This is a genomic window from Pseudomonas sp. FBCC-B1565 (genome assembly GCF_059133265.1).
Map to the genome: position 1 here is coordinate 460,238 of NZ_CP101438.1, position 25,288 is coordinate 485,525.

The following is a 25,288-nucleotide window of genomic DNA, read 5'->3' on the forward strand; positions in this document are numbered from 1 at the left end:
CTGCCCAAGGCTTTCGAAGCACAACAACAACAATTTCGATCGAGCACTTTGAGGACAACAACAATGATTATCTACGGTGTGGCATTACTGGCGATCTGTACGCTTGCGGGCGTGATCATGGGCGACATGCTCGGCGTGTTGCTGGGTGTCAAATCCAATGTGGGCGGGGTGGGGATCGCGATGATCCTGTTGATCTGCGCCCGCCTGTGGATGCAAAAGCGTGGCGGCATGACCAAGGACTGCGAAATGGGCGTGGGATTCTGGGGCGCGATGTACATCCCCGTGGTGGTGGCGATGGCTGCGCAACAAAACGTGGTCACCGCCCTGCACGGCGGCCCGGTGGCGGTGCTCGCCGCGATCGGTTCGGTAGTGGTATGTGGTTGCACGATTGCCCTGATCAGCCGCACGCACAAGGGCGAACCGTTGCCCGATGAAGAGCCGCTGATTGCTCCAGTGAGAGGTCGCTGATATGTGGGATCTCATCGAAAAAGGCCTGGAACACAACGGCCTGATCACCGCGTTTGCCTTCGTGGGTGTGGTGATGTGGATTTCCGTGGTGCTGTCCAAGCGCTTGACCTTCGGACGCATTCATGGCTCGGCGATTGCCATCGTCATCGGCCTGGTATTGGCCTGGGTCGGCGGTACGATCACCGGCGGCCAGAAAGGCCTGGCGGACCTGGCGCTGTTCTCTGGCATCGGGTTGATGGGTGGGGCAATGCTGCGCGACTTTGCCATCGTCGCCACGGCGTTCGAAGTGCAAGCCACCGAGGCGCGCAAGGCTGGGATGATCGGCGTGATCGCGCTGCTGCTGGGCACGATCCTGCCGTTTATCGTTGGTGCGAGCATGGCCTGGGTGTTTGGTTATCGCGATGCGATCAGCATGACCACCATTGGCGCAGGGGCTGTGACCTACATCGTCGGCCCGGTGACCGGCGCGGCGATTGGCGCGACCTCGGATGTGATGGCACTGTCGATTGCCACCGGCTTGATCAAGGCGATCCTGGTCATGGTCGGTACGCCGGTCGCGGCGCGCTGGATGGGCTTGGATAACCCGCGCTCGGCGATGGTGTTTGGTGGGTTGGCCGGCACCGTCAGCGGTGTGACGGCGGGGCTGGCGGCGACGGATCGGCGGCTGGTGCCGTATGGCGCGCTGACGGCGACGTTCCACACCGGGCTGGGCTGCCTGCTTGGGCCTTCGCTGCTGTATTTCATTGTGCGCGGCCTGGTTGGGTAAGGGGTCTATCAGGGCCTCATCGGGGGCAAGCCCCCTCCCACATTTGGAACGCATTTCAAGTGTGGGAGGGGGCTTGCCCCCGATAGCGGTGTGTCAGGCTGGCACCTGGCGATTGGCATACATCCGACACTCCGCCAGCAACGCCAGCAGGTTTGGGTCCCTTTCCTTGGCCTTCAAGAACACCACCCCGATATGCTGCTGCAACCGATACCTGGGTTGCAGCGGTATGAGCTTCACGCGGTTCTCATACACCGCCGCAATCCTACCCGGCAGCAACGCATAACCCACGCCCGAGCTGACCATGCTCAGCAGCGTGAAGATGTCATTGACCTGCATCGCCACCTTCGGCTCGAACCCCGCCTGCTTGAACACGCGATTGCCATCCTGGTGCGTGGCGAACCCTTGGGTGAGGGTGATGAAGGTTGCGTCGCGCACGTCGGCGAGGTCGATTTGCTGTTCGCGGTCGAAGGGCGAGTCGGCCGGGGTGGCGAGGAAGATGTCGTCGGAAAACAGCGCAATCTGCTCGCAGTCCGGGTCGTTGGCGTGCTCGTCCAGGGAGATGAGGATCGCATCCACTTCCATGTTCTTGAGCTTGTAGAGCAGGTCGAAGTTGGAGCCCAGGATCAGGTCGATGTTGAGTTCGCTGCGGCGGATCTTCAGGCCCATGATCAATTGCGGCACGGTCTTCACCGTCAGCGAATACAGCGAGCCGAGCTTGAAGCGCTCGGCGGAGAACCCGGCGGCTTCGCGGGTCAGGCGCACACTGTCGACCACATCGGCCACCAGTTTTTGCGCGCGCTCTTCCAATACGTAGGCGCTTTCCAGCGGCGTGAGGTTGCGCCCTTCGTGCTTGAACAGCGGGCAGCGCAGGGCGTTTTCCAGGGAGTGAATGGCGCGGTGCACGCTGACGTTGCTGGTTTGCAGTTCGGCGGCGGCGCGGGCCAGGTTGCCGGTGCGCATGAACGCCAGGAAGATTTCCAGTTTCTTGAGGGTGAATTCTTCGTCGATCAGCATGGCCGTGGCTCTTGTTCGAATGCCGTCGATTGTGCCCGCAAAACCGTCCGGCGTCGTCGGAACGTCATAAGCCGCTTGCACTCTTATGCGCAAGGCTGGACGCTTGCCAGCCAGTTCTAACGGTTACAGGAGGTCAGTGGCACATGTACCACGGGGAACGATTCAACGCCTGGAGCCATTTGCTCGGTGCTGTCGCGGCGTGTATTGGCGCCGTGTGGATGTTGGTGGTGGCGAGCCTGGACGGCAGCCCCTGGAAGATCGTCAGCGTGGCGATCTATGGCTTTACCTTGATGGTGCTGTACAGCGCGTCCACCGTGTACCACAGCGTGCAGGGGCGCAGAAAGGAGATCATGCAGAAGGTCGATCACTTTTCGATCTACCTGTTGATCGCCGGCAGCTACACGCCGTTTTGCCTGGTGACCCTGCGCGGGCCATGGGGCTGGACGCTGTTCGGGATCGTGTGGGGGTTGGCGGTGATCGGGATCTTGCAGGAGATCAAGCCGCGCTCCGAGGCGCGCATCCTGTCGATCGTGATCTATGCGGTGATGGGCTGGATCGTGCTGGTGGCGGTCAAGCCGTTGCTGGCAGCATTGGGTACGGCCGGGTTTATCTGGCTGGCCTCGGGCGGGGTGTTGTACACCGTCGGCATCATCTTTTTTGCCTTGGAGGATCGCCTGCGGCATTCCCATGGGATCTGGCATTTGTTTGTGATTGGCGGCAGCCTGCTGCATTTTGTGGCGATCATGCATTACGTCTTATAGCCGTTCGAGCAGCTTCCTGGCGCGGTGGCCAAAGATCTCCAGCAGATTGGCCAACATATGCGGCGGCGGTTCATCGGCGCGGGTCAGGGCGTACAGGGTGATCGGCAGCGGCGGTGTGAGGGGGCGGATGCAGGTGGTGGCCGTTGACGCACCCAGCGCGGTGAAGGGATCGATCACCGTCAAACCAGCCCCGGATTCCACCATGGCGCGAGCCAGGGAATAGGTTTGCACCGAGATCGTTACCCTGGGCGGTGGGTCGACGTTTTCCAGGTAGCTGTCGAGCTTCGCCGCCAGCGGGTCGGCGCTGGAGAGGCCGATCAGCGGTGCGCCCGCCAGGTCAGCCAACGGCAAGGGCTTGCTCAGTTCGGCTGGCGGCCAATAGCCTTTGGACGCCAATGCCACCAACACGCCATTGGCCAGCACCTGCGTGGTCAACCCCGGATGGCCGGAAAAATTGAGCGTCAGCGCCAGATCAATCTCACGCATCAACAGCTTCTGCACCAGCTCGCGACTATGGTCGCTGGACAGCTCGCAGGCTATGTCCGGGTAATCGCGTTTCCACTCCAGAATCGCCGGCGGTAGCAGCGACAGCGCCAGCGCCGGGATCGCGCCGATGCGCACACTCTGGCCCGGTTCACGGCGCAGGCTTTTGGCCAAGCGTCTTACGCCTTGCAGGCTATCGGTGACTTTCTCCACTTCGCGTTCCAGCGCCAGTGCTTCCGGGGTGGGCAGCAATTTGCCGCGCACCCGCAGGAACAGCGGGAAGCCCAGCTGCAATTCGGCGTGCTGCAACACCTTGGTCACCGCCGGTTGCGAGACATGCAGCAATTGCGCGGCGGCGCTGACCGAACCGGTCTGGCGGATGGCCTGGAAGATTTCGATATGACGCAAGCGCATGGCGAGTCCATAACCTTTGTTTATAGGTAGCCCATCTTTATTCATTGTCGGTGGCCTGTCACCTGCCCCTAGGCTGGAGGCTTCTTGATTCAACGACGGGCGGCGGGAATGGTGTGCATTATTGGCGGTGGGGTGATTGGACTGGCCAGCGCCTACGCGTTGGTGCGCGCAGGTCATGAGGTAACGGTGATCGATGCGCGTGACACTCTGGGCAGTGAAACCAGCTTCGCCAACGGCGGGCAATTGTCCTATCGCTACGTGGCACCACTGGCGGATAAAGGTGTACCGCTGCAAGCCATTGGCTGGTTGCTGCGCGGTGACTCGCCGCTGAAGCTGCGCCCGCGCCTTGACCCCCAACAGTGGCGCTGGATGGCGGCGTTCCTCGGCGCTTGCCGTGGCTCGGTGAATAAGCGCAATGCCGCGCACCTGCTGCGCTTGGCCTGCCTGAGCCAGGACACCTTGCAGCAGTGGCGCGAGGACGACCACCTGGACGGTTTCGACTGGCGGCGCAACGGCAAGCTGGTGACCTTTCGCAATGCCGGCTCCTTTGAGCATGCCCGCAGCAAGGTCACCGATATCCTGCAACAGCAAGTGCTCTCGGCCGCTGATTGCGCGCGCCTGGAACCGGCGTTGGCGGGCGGTGGATTTGTCGGCGGGATCTATACGCCGAATGAAGAGGTCGCTGATTGTCATGCCTTCTGCCAGCGCTTGGCGGCGCGGCTGGAGGCATCGGGACGTTGCACCTTCTTGTTAGGGCGCAAGGTCACCGGGATTCGCCATGCCGAGGGCGCGGTGCAGGCCATCGAGGTCGGTGATGAAGTGATGCCGGTCGAACATCTGGTGCTGTCGGCCGGGTATCGCAGCGCCGAGTTGGGCGTGTCGCTGCCGCTGTACCCGCTCAAGGGCTACAGCCTCAGCGTGCCGATTGGCGCCCGGCACCAGGCGCCGAACGTGAGCATCACCGACTATGACCGCAAGATGGTCTACGCGCGTATCGGCGAACAACTGCGGGTCGCGGCCATGGTGGACATCGTCGGCTTCGACGCCCGCGTCGAACCCAAGCGCCTGGCGCTGATGAAACGCCAGGCCGTGGAGACGTTTCCGCTTGCAGGGGATTACGCCCACGCAGTGGAATGGGCCGGCATGCGCCCGGCCACTCCGACCGGTGTGCCGCTGATCGGCGCAGGCGTCTACCGCAACCTGTGGCTGAACCTGGGCCACGGCGCACTCGGCTTCACCCTGGCCTGTGGCAGCGGCCAGTTACTGGCTGAATTGATCGGCCAGCAAACGCCCTCCATTGATATGCGGGGCCTTACGCCCCGCGCTGCGTGAAGACTCACAACCCGAAAACCAACGGAGAATAACAATGAAAAAGATCCTGTTGACCGGCTGCACCCTGGGGCTTTTGCTGGGCGCGCAGGCCCATGCCAATCAAACGCCGCTGGACGGCACGCTGGGCAAGATTGCCAACGCCAAGTCCATCACCTTGGGCTATCGCGATGCGTCGGTGCCGTTTTCCTACGTGGGCGATAACAGTGGCAAGCCCATGGGCTATTCAGTGGAGCTGGCGAACAAGATCGTCGAGCGCATCCAGCACAAAACCGGGGTGGCCAAGCTCAACGTGAAGTACAACCTGGTGACGTCCCAGACCCGTATCCCGCTGGTGCAGAACGGCACCGTCGACCTGGAATGCGGCTCCACCGGGGTGACCGCCGAGCGGCAGAAACAGGTGGGGTTTTCCTACGGGTTTATCTATGTGAAGGGGCAGTTGCTCACGGCAAAAGACAGCGGCATCCAGGGTTTCGCCGACCTTGCAGGCAAGAACGTGGTGACCACGGCCGGCACCACCAACGAACGTTTCCTCAAGCGCTACAACGCCGAGCACAAGGCCAATATGTTCGTGATCAGCGCCAAGGACCACGGCGAAGCCTTCAAGATGCTTGAGACCGGCCGCGCGGCGGCGTTCTACATGGACGACGCGTTGCTCTACGGCGAACGCGCCAAGGCCAAGGACCCGCACAACTGGGTGGTGGTGGGCGAGGAGCAATCGCGGGAAATCTACAGCTGCATGGTGCGCAAGGACGACCCGCAGTTCCTGGCGGTGGTCAACGAGACACTCGCAGACCTGTACCGCAGCGGAGAGATCAACGGGATTTACCAGCGCTGGTTCGAACAGCCGATTCCGCCCAAGGGCTTGAACCTGGAATTCCCGATGACCACTGAGTTGAAGGCGATCATCGCCAAACCGATCAGCGATCCGGTGGAGTAAACCCTAGAAGTCGCCCCATAGCTGTTGGGCGACGGCCAGCGCTACCACCGGCGCCGTCTCGGTACGCAACACCCGCGGGCCGAGGCGGGCGGCGTGGTAGCCGGCACCCTGGGCGGTTTCGACTTCGTGGTCGGTCAGCCCGCCCTCGGGGCCGATCAGAAACGCCAGGCTGGCAGGCTTGGCATGGCTGACCATCGGCTCGGCCACCGGGTGCAGCACCAGCTTCAAATCCGCCTCGGTCTGCTTCAACCAGTCCGCCAGCAACAGCGGTGGGTGGATCACCGGCACCGTCGAACGCCCGCATTGTTCACAGGCGCTGATCGCCACCTGGCGCCAGTGCAGCAGGCGTTTGTCGGCGCGTTCGTCCTTGAGGCGCACTTCGCAGCGCTCGCTGAAAATCGGTGTGATGGCGTTGACGCCCAGTTCGGTGGCTTTCTGGATCGCCCAGTCCATACGCTCGCCCCGGGACAGGCCCTGGCCGAGATGGATGTGCAGCGGGGATTCGGCCTGGCCTGCGAAGTTTTCCGTCAGTTGCACGGTGACGCGCTTCTTGCCGACCTCCAGCAGTGTGCCCAGGAACTCCTGGCCGGAACCGTCGAACAATTGCACGGCATCGCCTTCGCCCATGCGCAGCACGCGGCTGATGTAGTGCGCCTGGGCTTCGGGCAGTTCGTGATCGCCGATGCTCAGCGGGGTGTCGGTGAAAAAGCGGGACAGTCTCATTTCTGTTCTCTGGAAAAGGAGTGCGGGCAATCAGCCCGGATCACGGAAGCCTGGGTGGAAATCTTTTGGCACCGCCACGCTGACCTTGCTGTTGGTGGCGATATCGATGCCTTCGCTGGCGACTTCGGCGAGGAAGTCGATCTGCTCCGGGGTAATCACATAGGGCGGCAGGAAATACACCACACTGCCCAGCGGTCGCAACAGCGCGCCACGTTCCAGGGCATGCTCGAACACTTTCAAGCCACGGCGCTCCTGCCACGGGTAGGCGGTCTTGGTGGCTTTGTCCTGGACCATCTCGATGGCCAGCACCATGCCGGTCTGGCGCACTTCCGAGACATGTGGATGGTCCACCAGGTGTGCAGTGGCAGTGGCCATGCGCTGGGCCAGGGCCTTGTTGTTCTCGATGACGTTGTCTTCTTCAAAGATATCCAGCGTCGCCAGTGCCGCCGCACACGCCAGCGGGTTGCCGGTGTAGCTGTGGGAATGCAGGAAGGCGCGCAAGGTGGGGTAGTCGTCGTAGAAGGCGCTGTAGACATCTTCGGTGGTGACCACGGCGGCCAACGGCAGGTAACCGCCGGTGAGCGCCTTGGACAGGCACAGGAAGTCCGGGCGGATGCCGGCCTGCTCGCAGGCGAACATCGTCCCGGTACGGCCGAAGCCCACGGCGATTTCGTCGTGGATCAGGTGCACGCCGTAACGGTCACAGGCTTCGCGCAATAGCTTGAGGTAAACCGAGTGGTACATGCGCATGCCGCCGGCGCCCTGGATCAGCGGTTCGATAATCACAGCAGCGACGGTATCGTGGTGCTCGGCCAGGGTCTGTTCCATGACTTGGGCCATCGTGCGCGAGTGGTCTTCCCAGCTCATGCCCTCGGGGCGCAGGTAGCAGTCCGGGCTTGGCACTTTAATGGTGTCGAGCAACAGCGCCTTGTAGGTCTCGGTAAACAGCGGGACGTCGCCCACCGACATCGCGGCAATGGTTTCGCCGTGGTAGCTGTTGGTGAGGGTGACGAAGCGCTTCTTGTTCGGCAGGCCGCGGTTGAGCCAATAGTGGAAGCTCATTTTCAGTGCAACTTCGATGCACGACGAGCCGTTATCGGCATAGAAGCAACGGGTCAGGCCCTCGGGCGTCATCGCCACCAGGCGCTCGGACAGTTCAATCACCGGCTGGTGGCTGAAACCGGCGAGGATCACGTGTTCGAGTTGGTCGACCTGGTCCTTGATACGCTGGTTGATGCGCGGGTTGGCGTGGCCAAACACGTTCACCCACCAGGAGCTGACGGCGTCGAGGTAGCGCTTGCCTTCGAAGTCTTCCAGCCAGACGCCTTCACCGCGCTTGATCGGGATCAGCGGCAGTTGCTGGTGGTCTTTCATCTGGGTGCAGGGATGCCACAGCACGGCAAGGTCGCGTTGCATCCACTGGTTGTTCAAGCCCATCGGTGATCTCCTCGAAGCGGTCCTGCGGCCGGCGCAGGTGAAACAATCGCGCAAGCCTATGCAATGGGCGGCTGTGTCACAACCCATAACGGCTGAATTCGTAGTAAACGCGGGACGGTCTGTCACGTTTCTTAGGAATAGTCCTTAATCCATTGTTAACGTACTGTGCATAATCTCTTGATCGTATTTCTCGATATTTCAAAGCGAAATTTTCCGCTTTAATTCGATAGGTAAATCGCTAGTCTTGGGCACAGCTCTTACGGGATTAAGTACATGCAGCTACGCAATTCACCGGCCCGCTATGGTTGGGTCAGCATGGTTTTGCACTGGGGCGTGGCCCTGGTGGTGTTTGGCTTGTTCGCCCTGGGGTTGTGGATGGTCGGTCTCGACTACTACAGCGCCTGGCGCAAAGACGCGCCAGACCTGCACAAGAGCATTGGCATCACGCTGTTCGCCATCATGCTGGTACGTATTGTCTGGCGCATGGTGAGCCCGCCGCCGCCACCGTTGGCCAGTTACAGCCGCATGACCCGTATCGGCGCGGCCTTTGGCCACGCGTTCCTTTATCTCGGGCTGTTTGCCGTGATGATCGCCGGTTACCTGATTTCCACCGCAGACGGTGTCGGTATCCCGGTGTTTGGTCTGTTTGAGATTCCTGCCGTGGTTTCCGGGCTACCGGACCAGGCAGATAACGCGGGCCTGGTGCACCTGTACCTGGCCTGGGTGCTGGTGGTCTTCGCCGGCTTGCACGGCGTGGCTGCGTTGAAACACCACTTTATCGATCGTGATGCGACCCTCACGCGAATGCTGGGGCGCAAAGCCTGATGTTCAACCTCGACTCACAAGGAATAGAAAGCATGTTGAAAAAGACCCTCGCTGCTCTGGCAATCGGTACTGCCCTGCTGTCCGCAGGCCAGGTGATGGCTGCTGACTACAAGATCGACAAAGAAGGCCAGCACGCCTTCATCGACTGGAAAATCAGCCACCTGGGCTACAGCTACATTCACGGTACCTTCAAGGATTGGGACGGTACCTTCAGCTGGGATGCCGCCAAGCCAGAGGCCAGCAAAATCGCGGTCGACGTGAAAACCGCCAGCCTGTGGTCCAACCACGCAGAACGTGACAAGCACATCGCCAGCAAAGACTTCCTGGACGTTGCCAAGTTTGCCGACGCCAAGTTCGTGTCCACCGCAGTCAAGCCAACTGGCGCGAAAACTGCTGATGTGACTGGCGACCTGACCTTCCACGGCGTGACCAAACCGGTGACCTTCAAGGCCACCTTCAACGGTGAAGGCAAGGATCCATGGGGCGGCGAGCGTGCTGGCTTCAACGCCACCACCACCGTCAACCTGAACGACTTCGGCATCAAGGGCCCAGGCCCGTCCTCGCAGACTGTGGACCTGGACATCTCGCTGGAAGGTGTCAAGCAGAAGTAATTTCTGCCTGTACAAAAAAAGCCCCGCATCGAAAGATGCGGGGCTTTTTCATGGGGCTTGTCTCGTCCTAAATAAGGTTTACACCTTCTGACGTCTTATCGGGAAGGTGCAATGAATACGGGCGCAAAACGCAGTCAACGAGATTACACGCTGACTTTTAAATTGTCGGTTGTCGACCAAGTCGAAAAAGGCGAGTTGAGTTATAAAGAAGCTCAACGGCGTTATGGGATTCAGGGTCGTTCGACGGTGTTGGTGTGGTTACGCAAGCATGGTCGGCAGGACTGGAGCCAAGGCGCCTCCATTCGGACCCAGAGGAGCCGACCGATGGACAAACCTACCTTGCCGTTGACTCCCGAGCAAAGAATCAAAGAGCTCGAGGAACAACTGGCACTGGCCAACCAGAAGGCCAAATTCTTTGAAGACGTGGTCGATGTTCTGAAGAACGATTACGGTGTATCCGTTGTAAAAAAGCGGTCCGGCAAGTCGTTGCGCAAACCCAGACCCTGAGTGTCAGCAGGGCTTGCCAGTTTATGAGGATCAGTCGCCAAGCCTATTACAAGCGTGACCGGGTCCATCGTGCCCGAGCCGATCAAGATCAGAAACTTCTCCAGTTTGTGCAGGAAGTTCGTGTGCGCCAACCGTGCATTGGCACCCGCAAATTGCACTCGATGATGCAAGCGAAGCATGACAAGCCAGAATTGCATGTCGGACGAGATCGTTTGTTTGGGGTTTTACGAGAGCACCGGCAGTTGGTGCGCAGGAGACGGGCCTATCACAAGACGACCGATAGCCATCATCGCTTTCGCTGCCATCCCAATTTGCTAAAGCCTGGCCCGCAACAAGTCGTAGCTACTGGCCCGGAACAGGTCTGGGTGGCGGATATCACCTACCTATCTACAGGGCGCGATGAACCGGCCTACCTAAGTTTGGTGACGGATGCCTTCTCGAGGAAAATAGTTGGTTATCACGTGCATGGCAGTCTACATGCCGATTCGGTAGCCCAAGCCTTACGCATGGCGTTGAAGGCACGTCGAACGGGCCAGAAACTGGTTCATCACTCGGATCGCGGCGTGCAGTACTGCTCAGTGCTCTATCAAAAAATCCATGCCAAGCATGGCATCACATGCTCGATGACTGATGGCTACGATTGCTACCAAAACGCCTTGGCAGAACGGGTCAACGGAATCTTGAAGGCGGAACTCTTGCTTCACCGGCCGACAGACTTGGTTCAAGCGGAGCAAATGGTGCGGGAGGCGATCTTGATCTACAACCAGGAGCGCCCGCACTTGTCCTTAAAATACAAAACGCCCGATGCAGTGCATCGGGCGTTGGGGTGAAACAGGTGTAAACCTATTTCAGGACTAGACAGCTATAAAACTCAGCGATTGCGCGTCAGCAGCGCTGGCTTTTCACCACGAGGACGGCCTGGCAGTTGATCCAACTGCTCGGGTGTCGGGAAGCGATCTGCCTTCGACTCCTTGTGGATGATCTTCGGCGCCGGGCCACCGCGCGGGTTCTGCACGGCTGGTTCGGACAAGCGTGGCTGGTCGTCACGGGCCGGGCGGCGGTTGTTGCTGCGCGAGTCTTCACGGCGGGCCTGACCGTCACGGGGTGCGCCATTGCGCGGGCCGTTGCGCTTGGCAGGCGGCGTACCGGTGGTGCCGCCGCTGCTGTTGCGAGGGCCATTCTGACGGCCGCCCTGTGGCTGGCCGCCACGTGGAGCGCCCGCACCCGCACCCTGTGCCGGAGCACCTGGGCGACGGCCACGGCCTTGGGCCGGCTTGGCCTGGGGTACGTAGTCAACGCGGTTGCCGAAGTTATCCACATCGTCATCCAGGAACTCGTCCGGAGCACGGTCGGCAGCGGCGCGTGGCGGCTGGCTCGGCTGGCGCTGTTCGCGGGCCGGGGTGCCTTCACGGGGCTTCTGCTCACGGGCTGGGCGTTCGCCACGGCCGCTGGTGGCGGATTTTTCCTTGCCCTTGTCTTTGCCCTTGTCGCGACGCCCACCGCCACCCCCGCCGCCGTTCGGGCCATCGCCCTTCGGACCGCGTGGGTTGCGTGGGTTGCGTACGTCCGGACGCTCGCGCGCTTCTGGCTTCTCGGCCTCCACGGCGCTGGCATCGAAGCCCATCAGGTCGCCATCGGCGATTTTCTGCTTGGTCATGCGCTCGATGCTTTTCAGCAGTTTTTCTTCGTCCGGCGCGACCAGGGAGATGGCCTCGCCCGAACGACCGGCACGGCCGGTACGGCCGATACGGTGTACGTAGTCTTCATCAACGTTCGGCAGCTCGAAGTTGACCACGTGCGGCAGTTGGTCGATATCCAGGCCGCGGGCGGCGATATCGGTGGCCACCAGGATGCGCACCGAGCCGGCCTTGAAGTCGGCCAGGGCCTTGGTGCGCGCGTTCTGGCTCTTGTTGCCGTGGATGGCGACGGCGGTGAGGCCGTGCTTGTCCAGGTACTCGGCCAGGCGGTTGGCGCCGTGCTTGGTGCGGGTGAACACCAGCACCTGTTCCCAGGCGCCTGCGGTGATCAGGTGAGCCAGCAGCGCACGCTTGTGGCTGGCGGCCAGGCGGAAGACGCGTTGCTCGATCCGCTCGACCGTGGTGTTCGGCGGCGTGACTTCGATGCGCTCCGGGTTGTGCAGCAGCTTGCCGGCCAGGGCGGTGATGTCCTGGGAGAACGTGGCCGAGAACAACAGGTTCTGACGTTTGGCCGGCAGGCGGGCGAGGACCTTTTTCACGTCATGGACGAAGCCCATGTCGAGCATGCGGTCGGCTTCGTCCAGCACGAGGATTTCCACATGGGACAAGTCGACGCTGCCTTGGCCGCACAGGTCGAGCAAACGACCGGGGCAGGCCACCAGCACGTCTACGCCGCGGGACATGGCCTGAACCTGTGGGTTCATGCCGACGCCGCCGAAGATGCAGGCGCTGACGAACTTCAGGTCGCGGGCATACAGCTTGAAGCTGTCATGCACCTGGGCGGCGAGTTCGCGGGTTGGGGTCAGGACCAGTACGCGCGGTTGGCGCGGGCCGTGACGCTGGGATTTGTCCGGGTGACCGTTGGGGAACAACCGCTCCAGAATCGGGAGGGCGAAACCGCCGGTTTTACCAGTACCTGTCTGAGCCGCAACCATCAGGTCGCGACCTTGCAACACGGCGGGAATGGCCCGCTGTTGCACCGGAGTAGGCTCGGTATAGCCCGCTGCCTCGATGGCGCGGACTAAAGCCTCGGAGAGACCGAGGGAAGCAAAGGACATGAGTAATCCTGTTTTAGTTAGGGCTTGGCCCAAAGGGATAATCTTGCCGGGCGTGAATGGCGCTTAGGGGAGCGCAACCCCGTCCGGTCCTGCTGCGTCTGGCGGGCACTCCACCGGCTCGCGCGGGCTGAAAGCTGCGCTGTAGCGGGGTTGGGTGCCTTTTTCAAGACCTCAGCGGCCGGGCGTGAGCCTGGCGGAAAGGCCGGAGTATAACAGAGCAATCACTGTGCGCTGCTTTCCTGCTGCTCAACGGTGCGTCCGGAGGCCGTAATGGCTTGGATTCCACCATATTTGGCACTCAAGGCGCTATAGGCCGGCTCTTGCTTGAAGCGTTTGAGCTCGGCGGCAAAGCGCTGTACCAGCAGGTCCATGCCTGCGCTACGGCGTACCGCGAGAAATTGCTGTTGGCGGCTGACCACGGCCGGCGCCTGGCTGACCTTGCCTTCCAGGCCCAGCGCCTTGATCACATGCTGGCCTACGCGACGGTCGGTGATCACCAGGTCGATGCGTCCCAGCATCAATTTGCCGAAGTTGGCCTCATGGCTCGGTGCCGGTTCACGACTGAACAGGGGGGAGTCGCTGAACGCTGCGCCGTAAAGATAGCCCGGCGATGTGCCGACGGTCAGGCCACGCAGGTCTTCGAGGCTTTGCACGGGGTGGGGGCGCTCATTGGCGTAGAACAGCGTGAACTCCACTTCCGACAGTGGCTCGCTGGGGTACAGCAGCAAGGCGTCGCGTTCATGGCTGTGAAAGATATCCAGTGCGCCATCGGCATGGCCTTGGTCGAGCATGGCCAGGCAGCGCTTCCAGGGCAGGAACTGCCATTCCACCTCCACGCCCAGGCGCTGGAACACGATCACCGTGGTTTCATAGTCCAGCCCCCGCATGCTGCCCTGGTCCTCATACACGTAGGGCGCCCAGGGCTCGGTGACAATGCGCAGCTTCTCGCCATAAGCGGCGAGGCTCAGGCAAGTGAAGAGGGCGGCAGTCAACAACTTCAGAATGACGGGCATGCCCTGAGGTTACGACGCTCCCGCACTAAAGAGAAGCTCTGGCACGCGCATCCGCGGGCCGGGCTATTTGCCCGGAGAGGTCATCAAGTGTTCGTAGATCGCTGCCCGTCGCTCGCCGAGGATCAGGCGTACCACGGGGTTGGCAAACCAGTGCTCCAACTGATGAGTGTCGATCGGGCGCTTCTGGCGTTCTTCCAGGTTCTGCCGGGCCTTGTCCCACCAAACCGGGCCACACGCCTGGTCGAACTCGTTCTCATGCTCGTAGCAGCCGTAGAGAATTTCACGGATGAATTGCTGCTGGTGCTTGGGCAGCACCAGCGTGATCAGCTTGTACAGAAGACGCTGCAGGCGGGGAGGGCGTGGCAGGTGCGCGGACACCTTGCGAGTGTCGGCCAACGCCAGTGCGCTGGTGGGCGCGGCCGCATGCTTGGCGATCCAGGCCTTGACCTTGGCGCGAAACAGCTGCTTGCGACTCCAGTAGTGGTGGATCAGGTCCGGGCATTCGCGCACGTTGACGGTGCGATAGGCGGCGATCGACAGGCAGAATTCTTCGAGGGTGTACGCGCCTTGGGCATAGGGGAACAATTCGTCCATCAAGGCGATGGAGCGGTCGAGGATGTGCGCATCCTGTTGCGTCAGGCCCATGACCCCGGAGTTGAGCGTCATCATTTCATCGTCGGCCACGCCCATGTCCAGCAGGCGCTGGCGCAAGGCGGTGTAGAGAATGCTCTCGTGGTTGTCGCCGTACTTGCTGTAGAAGGCATTGCACAGCAGGGTGCCGGGTTGCACGCGCTCGAACAGGTCCATCGGTGAATGATGGAAGAAGGTATCGGTGTCGATCAGCATGGCCACCGGCGATTCTTCCAGCACTTGGCGCAATACCACATGCTTGGTACGGAAGTGATAGCCGTGGGGTTCGCTCCAGCGTTTGCGGGTAGCTTCGTCCAGCGGGCGTACACGTACCGGCAAGAGGCGATAGGGCTCGGGGTTGTCGCTGAATACCTGGATATCCACGGCGGCTTCCGGGGTTGCCTGCAGGAAAGCCAGCGCACTGGCGATGCTGAACACCGCTTCCTGGTGGTAGGTCTCGGCGCCGAAGACCAGGTAGACCAGTTGTGGGCGGGACGGCGTGGGCACTGTATTCATGGACTGCTGGGTTCCGTGGGCATGTAAAACGACAAAGGCCCTCGTAGACGAGGGCCTTGGCACCGCCGGGCAACCTTCAGCGTGGCAGCTTGAGGTTGTTCCAGATTGCAAGGCTTGGTTCAGCCTGGTTCAGGGTATAGAAGTGCAACCCTGGCGCGCCACCTTGCAACAATTCTTCACACATTGTGCTGATGACCTGTTCGCCGAACGCCTGGATGCTCTTGACGTCGTCGCCATAGGCTTCCAGTTGTTTGCGCACCCAGCGTGGGATCTCGGCGCCGCAGGCGTCGGAGAAGCGCGCCAGCTTGCTGTAGTTGGTGATCGGCATGATGCCCGGCACGATGGGGATGTTCACGCCCATGGCTCGTACACGCTCGACGAAGTAGAAGTAGCTGTCGGCGTTGAAGAAATACTGGGTGATTGCGCTGTCGGCGCCGGCGTTGGCCTTGCGCACGAAGTTCTGCAGATCGTCTTCGAAATTGCGCGCTTGTGGATGCATCTCCGGGTAAGCCGCAACTTCGATATGGAAGTGGTCGCCGGTTTCTTCACGGATGAAGCTCACCAGGTCGTTGGCGTAGCGCAGTTCGCCGCTGGCCATGCCCATGCCGGACGGCAGGTCGCCACGCAGTGCGACGATGCGCTTGATGCCGGCAGCCTTGTATTGAGTCAGCAGGCCGCGCAGGTCGGCCTTGCTGTCGCCCACGCACGACAAATGCGGAGCGGCGGGAACTTTGACTTGGCTTTCCAGCTGCAACACGGTGTTGATCGTGCGATCACGGGTCGAGCCGCCGGCACCGTAGGTGCAGGAGAAGAAGTCGGGGTTGTAGCTGGCCAACTGTGTGGCAGTCGCCATCAGTTTTTCATGCCCAGCATCGGTCTTGGTCGGGAAAAACTCGAAGCTGTAGCGACGGTCTTGGGACATGGTAATACCCTTTGAAACTCATACAACCGGGAGATGTACACCGTCAATGTGGGAGGGGGCTTGCCCCCGATGACGAGGTATCAGTCGACATATTTGTTAACTGACATTCCGCTATCGGGGGCAAGCCCCCTCCCACATTGAAAGCCCGCCCTCACAAGGAGGGCGGGTGGTAGGCTTATCAGTAACGGTAAGCGTGCGGCTTGAACGGACCTTCGACGGTCACGCCGATGTAGTCGGCCTGGGTCTTGGTCAGTTGAGTCACCACGCCGCCGAAGCCGCGGACCATTTCCAGGGCCACTTCTTCGTCGAGTTTCTTCGGCAGTACTTCCACGGTCAGGCGCTCGGCTTTCTGGGCCGGCGACAGGTCGGCGTACTTCTGGCCGAACAGGAAGATCTGGGCCAGAACCTGGTTGGCGAACGAGCCATCCATGATACGGCTTGGGTGGCCGGTAGCGTTGCCCAGGTTAACCAGGCGGCCTTCAGCCAGCAGGATCAGGTAGTCGTCGTTCTGTGGGTCGAAATCACCCGCGCCGGTGCGGTGAACCTTGTGCACCTGAGGCTTCACTTCTTCCCATGCCCAGTTCTTGCGCATGAAAGCGGTGTCGATTTCATTGTCGAAGTGACCGATGTTGCAGACTACGGCACGTTTTTTCAGCGCGGCGAGCATGTTGGCGTCGCAGACATTCACGTTACCGGTGGTGGTGACGATCAGGTCGATCTTGCCCAGCAGGGCCTTGTCGATGCTGGCGGCGGTGCCGTCGTTGACGCCGTCGATGAACGGCGAAACCACTTCAAAACCGTCCATGCAGGCTTGCATGGCGCAGATCGGGTCGACTTCGGAAACCTTGACGATCATGCCTTCCTGACGCAGGGACTGGGACGAACCCTTGCCCACGTCGCCGTAGCCGATCACTAGGGCTTGCTTGCCCGACAGCAGGTGGTCGGTGCCGCGCTTGATGGCATCGTTCAGGCTATGACGGCAGCCGTACTTGTTGTCGTTCTTGCTCTTGGTCACCGAGTCGTTGACGTTGATGGCCGGGATTTTCAGCTCGCCCTTGGCCAGCATGTCCAGCAGGCGGTGCACGCCAGTGGTGGTTTCTTCGGTCACGCCGTGGACGCGATCGAGGATCTGCGGGTACTTCTTGTGCAGCAGCTCGGTCAGGTCGCCGCCGTCGTCGAGGATCATGTTGGCATCCCAAGGCGCGCCATCTTTGAGGATGGTTTGCTCCAGGCACCACTCGTACTCTTCTTCGGTCTCGCCTTTCCAGGCGAATACCGGGATACCGGCGGCAGCGATTGCGGCAGCGGCCTGGTCTTGAGTCGAGAAGATGTTGCAGGACGACCAGCGCACTTCGGCACCCAGGGCAACCAGGGTTTCGATCAGCACGGCAGTCTGGATAGTCATGTGGATGCAGCCGAGGATCTTCGCGCCTTTGAGCGGCTGCTCGGCGGCGTACTTGCGACGCAGACCCATCAGGGCTGGCATTTCGGATTCGGCGATAAAGGTTTCGCGACGGCCCCAGGCAGCGAGGGACATGTCGGCGACTTTGTAGTCGTTGAAATCTGCAGGCGTGTTGACAGCGCTCATGAAGAGCCTCCATTCGTAGTGTGCGAATGGGCGCCGTTGTGCGTTTAGTATCAGGCCAGGTGGTACCTGTCCGGACAACGCCCCATCCGAGCCTGACAGGTTGAACCTGCTGCAGCGCCCCTCGGACAGGTGGCGGGAGAACGGTATCAACCGAAGATGACCGTTTTGAAGCGGGGGCGATTATAGCCGTGTGCGCCAGACTTCCCAAGCCTTTCTGTCGGCCATATGAAGATCGCTCATGGGGCTGATAGGCAATGGCGCGTAGAGCTTGGGGCGGGCCTCTGCCATGATGTTGCCCATCATTCGGCAACACGCTTTGGAGTGAACATGAACTTCCACACCCGCAAATGGGTAAAACCCGAAGACCTCAACCCCAACGGCACCCTGTTCGGTGGCAGCCTGCTTCGCTGGATCGATGAAGAGGCGGCCATCTACGCCATTGTCCAACTGGGCAACCAACGCGTCGTGACCAAGTACATCTCCGAAATCAACTTCGTCAGCGCCTCACGCCAGGGCGACATCATCGAGCTGGGCATCACCGCCACTGCGTTCGGTCGTACCTCCATCACCCTGACCTGTGAAGTGCGCAACAAGATCACCCGCAGCAGCATTCTCACCGTGGAAAAAATGGTCTTCGTCAACCTTGGTGAAGATGGCCTGCCAGCGCCTCATGGCCGCACTCAGATCAGGTACGTGAAGGACCAGTTCGAGGACGACACTCCTCCACAGTAATCGAGGGCCGGGTCGATTTGCTTTACCAAATCATTCCGGATGGACCTGTCCCAGGCTCTCGCGTCACTCAGGATGACATCCTGTAGAGAGTGGCGCGTATGAATATGAAAGTGTCCAGCCCACATGCCAGTACTCAACCTCAGCCGCCTGACAATGCTGAAAAAAATGTAAAGACATTGCTGGTCAAAGGCGTAGGCGAACGCAAGGTGAGCCTTGAGCGCTCCAGCGATGGCCGGGTGGAGGTGGTTTTGTCACCGCCGCCGCTCACACATCTGGTATTGAGTGGGGGCGGGGCCAAGGGCATTGCGTTCCCAGGCATGGTCCAGGCGCTCGAAGACCACAAGGCGTTGGTGGGCGTCAAAGTGATCTCCGGCTCATCCGCGGGCGCAATTTCTGCTGTGTTGCTGGCCAGTGGCATGGATGCCAAAACTTTTGCACGCCTGTCGAACGGCCTCAACCTGCCTGAGTTGCTGAACAGCAAGAATCCTTTGATTGCAAAGCTGCAGAATGCCAGTACTGAAATTGGAAAATTGGCAGGGCGCTTGCCAGGAGCGGCCGGAAACATCGCGCAATTATTGTTCACCCTGATACCGCGCCTGCAAACCGAAGCGCAGCCCCTGGAAGACCTGATCGGCAATGAGGCGCGCAAGTCGCTGCTGGCAAAGATCGCCGGGACCCGGCGGGAAGACCGGCCTGCCGACGTCATGAAGATTGCGGACCGGCTCAGTGCAGGGAAAGGGCCGACTTTTCGCGATATTGAGGTGTTGAGTCGTCACATTCCTGCGGTCAAGCAGCTCAACATCACGGGAACCGGTCTGTTCGATGTCCGACCGCAGTTGGTGGTGTTGAATGCGAGCACCACACCGGACATGGGCATTGCCCGGGCGGCTCTTATATCTGGCTCAATGCCGGGGTTGTTCAAAAGCCCGAAAGAGAAAGGCCATGCATTTCAGGAGCACGCTGAGCAAAAGGCATTTCTGGATGGTGGACTGCTGGTCAATACGCCGTCTTCTGCGGTGATTGATCCGCCTTTTCCAGAAAGCCCCCTGTGCAAGACCGAGTCACTGGTCGTCAGGTTTGAAACTGAAAACCTGGAGCCTGCCAAGGCAGGTAGCGTGGGGAGCGGCCTGGTCGATACGATCATGGGTGTCCCGCATGCGGCTGCCGAGGGGTACCAGGAAGACAAGCTCAAGGCGCAAGCGGATCAGACTGTCGTGTTACCGCTGAAATCAGAAAAGGGTGACTTTCGTAACCTACTCAATGGCACGGTTAACTTCACCATGACCGACGATCAGAAAAAGCATCTGCAGGCGTCGGCGCGTGCGGCGGTGAGCGCACATCTGGACACGCGTGCCGCGTTGCGTGAACGCTACCAATTCCGCTCATTGGACGTCGCTGTGTTGGCCATGGACGACAAAATGCTGGCGAGCGTTGAGAGTGATCTGGAGAAGGATCCCGCCGCCAAGGATGTGCTGATGTTTCGCAAGAGCGCACAGCAAGCGATGCAGGCGCTGGAGGCCGCCATTACCGAAGCCAATCAGGCCAGTGACAAGCTGACGGTGACTCCCAGGTTGGCGGCGGCGTTGCGTAATCTGGATGCGCTGGCGCGTCGTCCCGAGTATGTCGAGTGGTTGGGGCGGCGTCTCAATGCAGTCGGCAGGCCTAATTTTCAGCAGCTTCTGCAAGTGATGAGCAAGCAGTCACCTGGCGACACAGCGGCGATGTCGAAAGTCATGACGAGCGCGGTTGCGCAGATGAGCAGGCGTGATCTTGCGGTAAAGGCCGAAAACTTCACGCGGGAAGTCATCTACCCGTCGCTCTATCGGCCTGGCCAGCCGCAGGCCAATATCGAGCTGCTGCGGCGTGCGGCCCGTGACTTGGCGGATGCCAGGACACCACCAGCGTTCAACAACGTGCTCGAAGGCATCGTCAAATACTACAAGGCGCGCAATAAACCCTGGAGCACCCCGTTCAGATCTACCACTGTGGAAGCCGCCAAGGCCTGGCGCATACCGGTTTAGTCGTCAGGCCACTGAACAGCCATCGCCGTGGCGTGTCGTAGCTACAGGCACCCCTCGGACTCTGGTACATCATGGCCACTCAAACAGACGGCAAGACCCCCAACCTGTCGCAGGAAGAGCAGCAGGACGTGGACAAGAACCAGCCGCCCCGCGCGGCGGTACTGCATGAAATAATCCGCACCCAGGGCGACCAGGAGCTTGAGCGCAGCGTTGCCGCCCTGTGGTGGTCGGCGCTGGCGGCCGGCTTGACCATGGGGCTGTCGCTGATGGCCATGGGGTTGCTCAACTCCCGTCTGCCGGAGGGCGAAGCGTTCAAGGTGATCGCCAGCTTCGGTTACTGCGCGGGCTTCCTCGCGGTGATTCTCGCGCGCCAGCAGTTGTTCACCGAAAACACCCTGACCGCCGTGCTGCCGGTGATGAGCAAGCCCACCCTGGGCAATGTCGGTCGCCTGCTGCGGTTATGGTCGGTGGTGCTGGTGGGTAACCTGTGTGGCACCTTGCTGGTGGCGTACGTGATGCTGCACTTGCCGATCTTCGATACCAGGACCGACATGGCGTTCCTTGAGATCGGGCGCAAGATCATGGAGAACGACCCCGGCCAGATGTTCGCCAAGGGCATCGTTTCCGGCTGGATGATCGCCACCATGGTGTGGATGATCCCGTCCATGGAAAGTGCCAAGATGTGGATCATCATTCTGATCACCTACCTCATGGCATTGGGCGACTTCACCCATATCGTCGTCGGCTCGGCGGAAGTGTCGTACCTGGTGTTTGCCGGCGAGTTGCCGTGGAAGGACTTCTGGTTGGTGTTCGCCGGGCCGACCCTGGCGGGCAATATCATTGGCGGCAGCTTTATCTTTGCACTGATCAGTCACGCACAGATTCGCAGTGAAAGCAGCCTGCCGAGCAAAAAAGCTGCGGACCCCAGGCATCCGCAGCGGATCAACAAGGATCAGTGAGTGTCAGGCGTGGCCTGGGGCTCGTCCTGGGTCACGCGCTTGACCAGCTTGCCGATGCTCAACCCCTGTAGCAGGATCGACGACAGCACCACGATGTAGGTGATGCTCAGCAGCAAATCGCGCTCCGGGCCCAGTGGCAAGGCCAGGGCCAGTGCCACTGAAACCCCGCCACGCAAGCCACCCCAGGTCAGGATGCGGATGGTCCCGCGTGGCACCGTGCGCCAGCGGCGCAGCAACAGAATGGCTGGGGCGACTGTCAGCAGGCGCGACAGCAGGATCGCGACGGCCAGCAGGCTGGCGGCGAACACGTGCAGCCAGTTGAACGGCAACAGCAACAGCTCCATGCCGATCAGTGCAAACAGCAGGGCGTTGAGCATGTCATCGAGCAGCTCCCAGAAGCCGTCCAGATAGCGCCGGGTCATGTCGTTCATGGCCAGCTTGCGCCCCAGGTTGCCGATGATCAGGCCGGCGACCACCATCGCGATCGGTGCCGAGACGTGCAGTTCGGTGGCCATTGCCGAGCCTCCGATCACCAGGGCCAGGGTCAGCATCACTTCGATCTGGTGTTGCTCGATGCTTTTGATCATCAGGTAAACGAGGTAGCCGATCAGGCCACCGAACACCACGCCGCCGATGGCCTCATGGGCAAACAGCATGGCGGTAGCGCCCACGGTTGGCGTCTCGCCCAGCTGTGCGATGCCCAACAATACGGTAAACACCACCACTGCCGTGCCGTCATTGAACAGCGACTCGCCGACGATGGTGGTTTTCAGGGGTTTGGAGGCGTTGGCGGTACGCAGTACACCCAGTACCGCAATCGGATCGGTGGGCGAGATCAGCGCGCCGAACAGCAGGCAGTAGAGGAAGCTTACATGCCAGCCAAACAAGGCAAAGATGTAATACGCCAGGCTGCCGATCACCACGGTGGCGATTAACACGCCAAAGGTCGCCAGCAGGCCGATGGGCCAGCGGTAGCTGCGCAGGTCGTTCAGGTTGACGTGCAAGGCGCCGGCGAACAGCAGGAACGAGAGCATCCAGTTCATCAGCAAATCACCGAAGTCGATCTGGCCGATCAGTTGCTGGATGCGTTCCTCAAGACCGGGGTAGCCGAGAAAACTCAAGCCTTGCAGGATCAGTGAAAACACCAGCGCCGTGACCATCACGCCGATGGTGGGTGGCAGGCCGATAAAGCGAAAGTTCACGTAGGTGAGCAGGGTGGTAAGGCAAATAAAGGCGGCGACAAGTTCGAGCATCCGGGGTCCTTGGAAGTTGGGGAGAGAGCGTCGATGGGGGATGGACCGCAACAGTGGTGCGATGTTGCAGGCGTGTGGGCAAATCACCGATAGAACCTTTCCGAGCGCAGCGGTTCATAGCGGTGGGTGCGGTTTTACAGGTTTAGTGCTAAAACTCTAATTTCTGTTTAAAACTTAAAACAAAATTAAAAAAGGAATCAGTGATGACGGTGGCCTTCTGGTGTGTGTTGATCGCAATTTTCCTGCCTTATCTGTGCACAGGCGTGGCCAAGTTCAGTGGTGGCAAGTTCGGACCACGGCAGAACCACGACCCCCGCGCTTTCCTGGACACCCTCGAAGGGTTTGCCAAGCGGGCCCACAGTGCGCAACTCAACAGCTTTGAAGTCACGCCGGCGTTTGCGGCGGCCGTGATTATCGCGCACCTGGCCGGTACGGCCGAATTGGTGACCATCAATGTGCTGGCCGTGCTGTTTATCACCAGCCGCCTGCTGTACATCATCTGCTACCTGGCGGACTGGGCGATGCTGCGTTCGCTGGTGTGGTTTGTGGGGATGGCGTTGATTGCGAGTTTCTTCTTTGTCTCAATCTGACGGTTGAAGCAGGTCCCCTGTGGGTGTGGGCTTTGCTGGTGAGCGTGCTTTTTGTGTTATGAGCGTGCTTGTTGTGGTGAGCGGGCTTGCCCCGCGTTGGGTGGCGAAGCCGCCCCAGAACCATACACCTCGGTGTGCCTGAAGAAATGTGGTGAGGCTGATGAGGGCTGCTGCGCAGCCCAACGCGGGGCAAGCCCGCTCACCACAACAAGCCTGCCCACTAGCAGCCTGCTGACCCCACTGAACCAAGCTGGACAGACCGCTTTCAGGTCCCGGCAGGTGCATCCGGCACCTGCGGCAATGCTGCGCCCTTGGGCCACAACATCCATATCTGCCCCTGCTGTTTCATGTTGCCCGCCAATTCTCCCGCTGCCTCACCAGTGCCCCAGAACAGGTCCGCGCGCACTTCGCCCGTGATCGCACCGCCGGTGTCCTGGGCGGCGACGGGCCTTGTGATGGGTGAGCCATCCGGTTTGGTAGTCGACAGCCACAACAGGCTGCCCAGCGGAATCACCTTGCGATCCACCGCAACGCTGTAGCCTGCGGTCAACGGCACGTTCAGTGAACCCCGCGGGCCCTCGTTACTGTCGGGGCGGGCGCTGAAGAAGACGTAGCTGGGGTTGCTCGCCAGCAGTTCCGGGATGCGCTGCGGGTTGGCCTTGGCCCAGGCGCTGATGGCGCCCATGGTCACATCTTCTTTCTTCAACTGACCTTGCTCCACCAACCAGCGGCCGATAGGGCGATAGGGGTAGCCATTCTGGTCGCCATAACCGACGCGCAGTTGGCGCCCTCCGGCCAGTTGGATCCGGCCTGAGCCCTGGATTTGCAGGAATTGCAGGTCCATCGGGTCAGTCAGCCAGGCAATCGGTTTGGCGGTAGAGCCCTGGCCGTTGATGGCGCTGGCATCGTCGTACGGTTTGAGCACACGGCCTTCAAGGCGACCGCGCAGGCGCTTGCCCTTGAGCTCCGGGTAGATGCTTTCCAGGTTGACGATGATCAAGTCGTCCGGCACGCCATATACCGGTACGTTAGCCTTGGCGGTCTTGGTCAGGCTGCCGGGGTAGACCGGTTCGTAGTAACCGGTGATCAAGCCGTTCGGGGTGTTGTCGGCCGAGCGCAGGCCGAACACATCCAGACGCTCCTTGAGAAACCCGCGCACGGCCACGGCATTGCCGGGCACCGTAGCGGCGGCTGCGCAGGTCGCGCCCCAGATCGGGTCTGCCTTGAGGCGCTGGCAGGCGCTGCGCCAGGATTCAAAACCGGCCAGCAGGTCGTTGTCAGACACCGCCGGCAACGCCTCCCACGGCGCACTGACATAGGTGGCGACGGCGTGGGGCTTGGGAGTTTCATCTTTGGCTGCTTCTTTGCCCGCGTCGCAGCCGGCCAGCAGCGCGATCATCGGCAGAGCCCACGCCAGGCGGCGGCTCCAGGGTTTAAAGGTGACATTCATACAAACACTTCCTGAAGCGATTGCCCGCGCGGTAACACCTTCGGGCAACCCTTATTATTAATAGGGCTATTGGTCTTTATGGGCGGGACGAGGATACTGGCCGCCGTTTCCCGTGACCTCGAAGCCACCATGACTTTTAAACGACTGACTGTTGTACTGCTGGCCTGCCTGGCCCTGTCCGCCTGTGGCGGTGTTGATCCGAATTCGCCGCTGGGCCAGCGCAAGGCAATCTTCAAACAGATGCTCAAGACCGGCGAAGACCTGGGCGGCATGTTGCGTGGGCGCATCCCGTTCGACGGCGCCAAATTTGCTGAAGGTGCGGTCAAGCTGGACGCCTTGTCCCATGAGCCTTGGAAACATTTCCCAAGCTTGCGCGAAGAAGATCACACCAGCGCCAAGGACGATGTCTGGCAGAAACAGGCGCAATTCCAGCAACTGGCCCGCAACCTTGAAGCGGCCACCGGCGAATTGGTGACTGCCAGCCAAGTGCAGCCCTACAAGGCCAGTAACCTGGGGCCGGCGGTGCAGAAAGTCGAAGATGCCTGCAGCGCCTGCCATAAACAGTTCCGGGACCACTGACC

At 60.7% G+C, this 25,288-nt stretch carries 23 protein-coding genes, 1 pseudogene and 1 riboswitch; of the genes and pseudogenes, 13 read left to right on the top strand and 11 right to left on the bottom strand.

Features of this window, described 5'->3' with window-relative positions:
- Nucleotides 1-63: 63 nt before the first annotated feature.
- Complete coding sequence (gene madL, locus NL123_RS02115; RefSeq protein ID WP_494357133.1) at nt 64-468, top strand: malonate transporter subunit MadL; 405 nt, start codon at nt 64-66, stop codon at nt 466-468.
- 1 nt (nt 469) lies between these two features.
- The gene (madM, locus tag NL123_RS02120; protein ID WP_058426582.1) at nt 470-1,234 is read left to right on the top strand and encodes a malonate transporter subunit MadM; all 765 of its coding nucleotides are present in this window, start codon (nt 470-472) and stop codon (nt 1,232-1,234) included.
- A gap of 93 nt (nt 1,235-1,327) precedes the next feature.
- On the opposite strand, the gene NL123_RS02125 is transcribed toward madM, so the two are convergent.
- A complete protein-coding gene (locus NL123_RS02125; RefSeq protein ID WP_179029519.1) occupies nt 1,328-2,248 on the bottom strand; it encodes a LysR family transcriptional regulator in 921 nt (306 codons plus the stop codon).
- Nucleotides 2,249-2,391: 143 nt separating this feature from the next.
- Between NL123_RS02125 and trhA the strand changes: the two genes are divergently transcribed.
- A complete protein-coding gene (trhA, locus tag NL123_RS02130) occupies nt 2,392-3,009 on the top strand; it encodes a PAQR family membrane homeostasis protein TrhA (RefSeq protein WP_058426584.1) in 618 nt (205 codons plus the stop codon).
- Here trhA and NL123_RS02135 read toward each other — a convergent pair.
- Nucleotides 3,004-3,906, bottom strand: coding sequence for a LysR family transcriptional regulator (locus NL123_RS02135; RefSeq protein WP_494357134.1), 903 nt, complete (start codon nt 3,904-3,906; stop codon nt 3,004-3,006). The genes trhA and NL123_RS02135 overlap by 6 nt on opposite strands.
- Before the next feature lie 108 nt (nt 3,907-4,014).
- Between NL123_RS02135 and NL123_RS02140 the strand changes: the two genes are divergently transcribed.
- Both NL123_RS02140 and NL123_RS02145 read left to right on the top strand, forming a co-directional pair.
- Nucleotides 4,015-5,238 carry a D-amino acid dehydrogenase gene (locus tag NL123_RS02140; protein WP_248488269.1) on the top strand — a complete coding sequence of 408 codons (1,224 nt, stop codon included), beginning with the start codon at nt 4,015-4,017 and terminating at the stop codon, nt 5,236-5,238.
- A 34-nt stretch (nt 5,239-5,272) separates the two neighbouring features.
- The gene (locus NL123_RS02145) at nt 5,273-6,175 is read left to right on the top strand and encodes a transporter substrate-binding domain-containing protein (protein WP_248485043.1); all 903 of its coding nucleotides are present in this window, start codon (nt 5,273-5,275) and stop codon (nt 6,173-6,175) included.
- Nucleotides 6,176-6,178: 3 nt separating this feature from the next.
- Here NL123_RS02145 and NL123_RS02150 read toward each other — a convergent pair whose 3' ends face one another.
- Both NL123_RS02150 and NL123_RS02155 read right to left on the bottom strand, forming a co-directional pair.
- Nucleotides 6,179-6,898 carry a 16S rRNA (uracil(1498)-N(3))-methyltransferase gene (locus NL123_RS02150; protein WP_494357135.1) on the bottom strand — a complete coding sequence of 240 codons (720 nt, stop codon included), beginning with the start codon at nt 6,896-6,898 and terminating at the stop codon, nt 6,179-6,181.
- A gap of 30 nt (nt 6,899-6,928) precedes the next feature.
- Nucleotides 6,929-8,335, bottom strand: a complete 1,407-nt coding sequence (locus NL123_RS02155; protein WP_494357136.1) for an adenosylmethionine--8-amino-7-oxononanoate transaminase — start codon at nt 8,333-8,335, stop codon at nt 6,929-6,931.
- A gap of 273 nt (nt 8,336-8,608) precedes the next feature.
- Between NL123_RS02155 and NL123_RS02160 the strand changes: the two genes are divergently transcribed.
- From NL123_RS02160 to NL123_RS02170, 3 genes and pseudogenes are all read left to right on the top strand, one after another.
- Nucleotides 8,609-9,160, top strand: a complete 552-nt coding sequence (locus tag NL123_RS02160; protein ID WP_248485040.1) for a cytochrome b — start codon at nt 8,609-8,611, stop codon at nt 9,158-9,160.
- 32 nt (nt 9,161-9,192) lie between these two features.
- Entirely contained in the window at nt 9,193-9,771 is a 579-nt protein-coding gene (locus tag NL123_RS02165) for a YceI family protein (RefSeq protein WP_071494446.1), read from the top strand.
- A 111-nt stretch (nt 9,772-9,882) separates the two neighbouring features.
- Nucleotides 9,883-11,136 (top strand): annotated as a pseudogene (locus NL123_RS02170) (IS3 family transposase).
- A 13-nt stretch (nt 11,137-11,149) separates the two neighbouring features.
- Here the strand turns inward: NL123_RS02170 and rhlE2 are convergent.
- The 5 genes from rhlE2 to ahcY all read right to left on the bottom strand — a co-directional run bounded on the left by rhlE2 (nt 11,150) and on the right by ahcY (nt 17,702).
- The gene (gene rhlE2 / locus NL123_RS02175) at nt 11,150-13,033 is read right to left on the bottom strand and encodes an RNA helicase RhlE2 (protein WP_058426591.1); all 1,884 of its coding nucleotides are present in this window, start codon (nt 13,031-13,033) and stop codon (nt 11,150-11,152) included.
- A gap of 221 nt (nt 13,034-13,254) precedes the next feature.
- Nucleotides 13,255-14,046: a substrate-binding periplasmic protein gene (locus NL123_RS02180; RefSeq protein WP_248485039.1), complete on the bottom strand. Its 792-nt coding sequence runs from the start codon at nt 14,044-14,046 to the stop codon at nt 13,255-13,257.
- Between the two features lie 63 nt (nt 14,047-14,109).
- On the bottom strand, nt 14,110-15,192 hold the full coding sequence (locus NL123_RS02185) for a hypothetical protein (RefSeq protein ID WP_248485038.1): 1,083 nt from the start codon (nt 15,190-15,192) through the stop codon (nt 14,110-14,112).
- A 76-nt stretch (nt 15,193-15,268) separates the two neighbouring features.
- Nucleotides 15,269-16,114 carry a methylenetetrahydrofolate reductase [NAD(P)H] gene (gene metF, locus NL123_RS02190; RefSeq protein ID WP_071494443.1) on the bottom strand — a complete coding sequence of 282 codons (846 nt, stop codon included), beginning with the start codon at nt 16,112-16,114 and terminating at the stop codon, nt 15,269-15,271.
- Nucleotides 16,115-16,292: 178 nt separating this feature from the next.
- Nucleotides 16,293-17,702, bottom strand: coding sequence for an adenosylhomocysteinase (gene ahcY / locus NL123_RS02195; RefSeq protein ID WP_058426595.1), 1,410 nt, complete (start codon nt 17,700-17,702; stop codon nt 16,293-16,295).
- Nucleotides 17,703-17,723: 21 nt separating this feature from the next.
- Nucleotides 17,724-17,831: riboswitch (S-adenosyl-L-homocysteine riboswitch) on the bottom strand.
- A 198-nt stretch (nt 17,832-18,029) separates the two neighbouring features.
- On the opposite strand from ahcY, the gene NL123_RS02200 reads away from it, so the two are divergent.
- The 3 genes from NL123_RS02200 (at nt 18,030) to NL123_RS02210 (ending at nt 21,414) form a co-directional block, all read left to right on the top strand.
- Entirely contained in the window at nt 18,030-18,434 is a 405-nt protein-coding gene (locus tag NL123_RS02200) for an acyl-CoA thioesterase (RefSeq protein WP_282579041.1), read from the top strand.
- Nucleotides 18,435-18,538: 104 nt separating this feature from the next.
- Nucleotides 18,539-20,455 (top strand): patatin-like phospholipase family protein, encoded by a 1,917-nt coding sequence (locus tag NL123_RS02205; protein WP_494358276.1) that lies wholly within the window; start codon nt 18,539-18,541, stop codon nt 20,453-20,455.
- 71 nt (nt 20,456-20,526) lie between these two features.
- Entirely contained in the window at nt 20,527-21,414 is an 888-nt protein-coding gene (locus NL123_RS02210) for a formate/nitrite transporter family protein (protein ID WP_494357137.1), read from the top strand.
- Here the strand turns inward: NL123_RS02210 and NL123_RS02215 are convergent.
- A complete protein-coding gene (locus NL123_RS02215; RefSeq protein ID WP_248485036.1) occupies nt 21,408-22,667 on the bottom strand; it encodes a cation:proton antiporter in 1,260 nt (419 codons plus the stop codon). The genes NL123_RS02210 and NL123_RS02215 overlap by 7 nt on opposite strands.
- A 203-nt stretch (nt 22,668-22,870) precedes the next feature.
- On the opposite strand from NL123_RS02215, the gene NL123_RS02220 reads away from it, so the two are divergent.
- On the top strand, nt 22,871-23,257 hold the full coding sequence (locus tag NL123_RS02220) for an MAPEG family protein (protein WP_010207167.1): 387 nt from the start codon (nt 22,871-22,873) through the stop codon (nt 23,255-23,257).
- Between the two features lie 265 nt (nt 23,258-23,522).
- Here NL123_RS02220 and mltA read toward each other — a convergent pair whose 3' ends face one another.
- The gene (mltA, locus tag NL123_RS02225) at nt 23,523-24,707 is read right to left on the bottom strand and encodes a murein transglycosylase A (RefSeq protein ID WP_248485035.1); all 1,185 of its coding nucleotides are present in this window, start codon (nt 24,705-24,707) and stop codon (nt 23,523-23,525) included.
- A 129-nt stretch (nt 24,708-24,836) separates the two neighbouring features.
- On the opposite strand from mltA, the gene NL123_RS02230 reads away from it, so the two are divergent.
- The gene (locus NL123_RS02230) at nt 24,837-25,286 is read left to right on the top strand and encodes a c-type cytochrome (RefSeq protein WP_494357138.1); all 450 of its coding nucleotides are present in this window, start codon (nt 24,837-24,839) and stop codon (nt 25,284-25,286) included.
- Nucleotides 25,287-25,288 lie beyond the last annotated feature (2 nt).

Coding starts and splice junctions, on each gene's coding strand:
- madL (WP_494357133.1), top strand. CDS start 64: ATGATTATCTACGGTGTGGCATTACTGGCGATCTGTACGCTTGCGGGC.
- madM (WP_058426582.1), top strand. CDS start 470: ATGTGGGATCTCATCGAAAAAGGCCTGGAACACAACGGCCTGATCACC.
- NL123_RS02125 (WP_179029519.1), bottom strand. CDS start 2,248: ATGCTGATCGACGAAGAATTCACCCTCAAGAAACTGGAAATCTTCCTG.
- trhA (WP_058426584.1), top strand. CDS start 2,392: ATGTACCACGGGGAACGATTCAACGCCTGGAGCCATTTGCTCGGTGCT.
- NL123_RS02135 (WP_494357134.1), bottom strand. CDS start 3,906: ATGCGCTTGCGTCATATCGAAATCTTCCAGGCCATCCGCCAGACCGGT.
- NL123_RS02140 (WP_248488269.1), top strand. CDS start 4,015: ATGGTGTGCATTATTGGCGGTGGGGTGATTGGACTGGCCAGCGCCTAC.
- NL123_RS02145 (WP_248485043.1), top strand. CDS start 5,273: ATGAAAAAGATCCTGTTGACCGGCTGCACCCTGGGGCTTTTGCTGGGC.
- NL123_RS02150 (WP_494357135.1), bottom strand. CDS start 6,898: ATGAGACTGTCCCGCTTTTTCACCGACACCCCGCTGAGCATCGGCGAT.
- NL123_RS02155 (WP_494357136.1), bottom strand. CDS start 8,335: ATGGGCTTGAACAACCAGTGGATGCAACGCGACCTTGCCGTGCTGTGG.
- NL123_RS02160 (WP_248485040.1), top strand. CDS start 8,609: ATGCAGCTACGCAATTCACCGGCCCGCTATGGTTGGGTCAGCATGGTT.
- NL123_RS02165 (WP_071494446.1), top strand. CDS start 9,193: ATGTTGAAAAAGACCCTCGCTGCTCTGGCAATCGGTACTGCCCTGCTG.
- rhlE2 (WP_058426591.1), bottom strand. CDS start 13,033: ATGTCCTTTGCTTCCCTCGGTCTCTCCGAGGCTTTAGTCCGCGCCATC.
- NL123_RS02180 (WP_248485039.1), bottom strand. CDS start 14,046: ATGCCCGTCATTCTGAAGTTGTTGACTGCCGCCCTCTTCACTTGCCTG.
- NL123_RS02185 (WP_248485038.1), bottom strand. CDS start 15,192: ATGAATACAGTGCCCACGCCGTCCCGCCCACAACTGGTCTACCTGGTC.
- metF (WP_071494443.1), bottom strand. CDS start 16,114: ATGTCCCAAGACCGTCGCTACAGCTTCGAGTTTTTCCCGACCAAGACC.
- ahcY (WP_058426595.1), bottom strand. CDS start 17,702: ATGAGCGCTGTCAACACGCCTGCAGATTTCAACGACTACAAAGTCGCC.
- NL123_RS02200 (WP_282579041.1), top strand. CDS start 18,030: ATGAACTTCCACACCCGCAAATGGGTAAAACCCGAAGACCTCAACCCC.
- NL123_RS02205 (WP_494358276.1), top strand. CDS start 18,539: ATGAAAGTGTCCAGCCCACATGCCAGTACTCAACCTCAGCCGCCTGAC.
- NL123_RS02210 (WP_494357137.1), top strand. CDS start 20,527: ATGGCCACTCAAACAGACGGCAAGACCCCCAACCTGTCGCAGGAAGAG.
- NL123_RS02215 (WP_248485036.1), bottom strand. CDS start 22,667: ATGCTCGAACTTGTCGCCGCCTTTATTTGCCTTACCACCCTGCTCACC.
- NL123_RS02220 (WP_010207167.1), top strand. CDS start 22,871: ATGACGGTGGCCTTCTGGTGTGTGTTGATCGCAATTTTCCTGCCTTAT.
- mltA (WP_248485035.1), bottom strand. CDS start 24,707: ATGAATGTCACCTTTAAACCCTGGAGCCGCCGCCTGGCGTGGGCTCTG.
- NL123_RS02230 (WP_494357138.1), top strand. CDS start 24,837: ATGACTTTTAAACGACTGACTGTTGTACTGCTGGCCTGCCTGGCCCTG.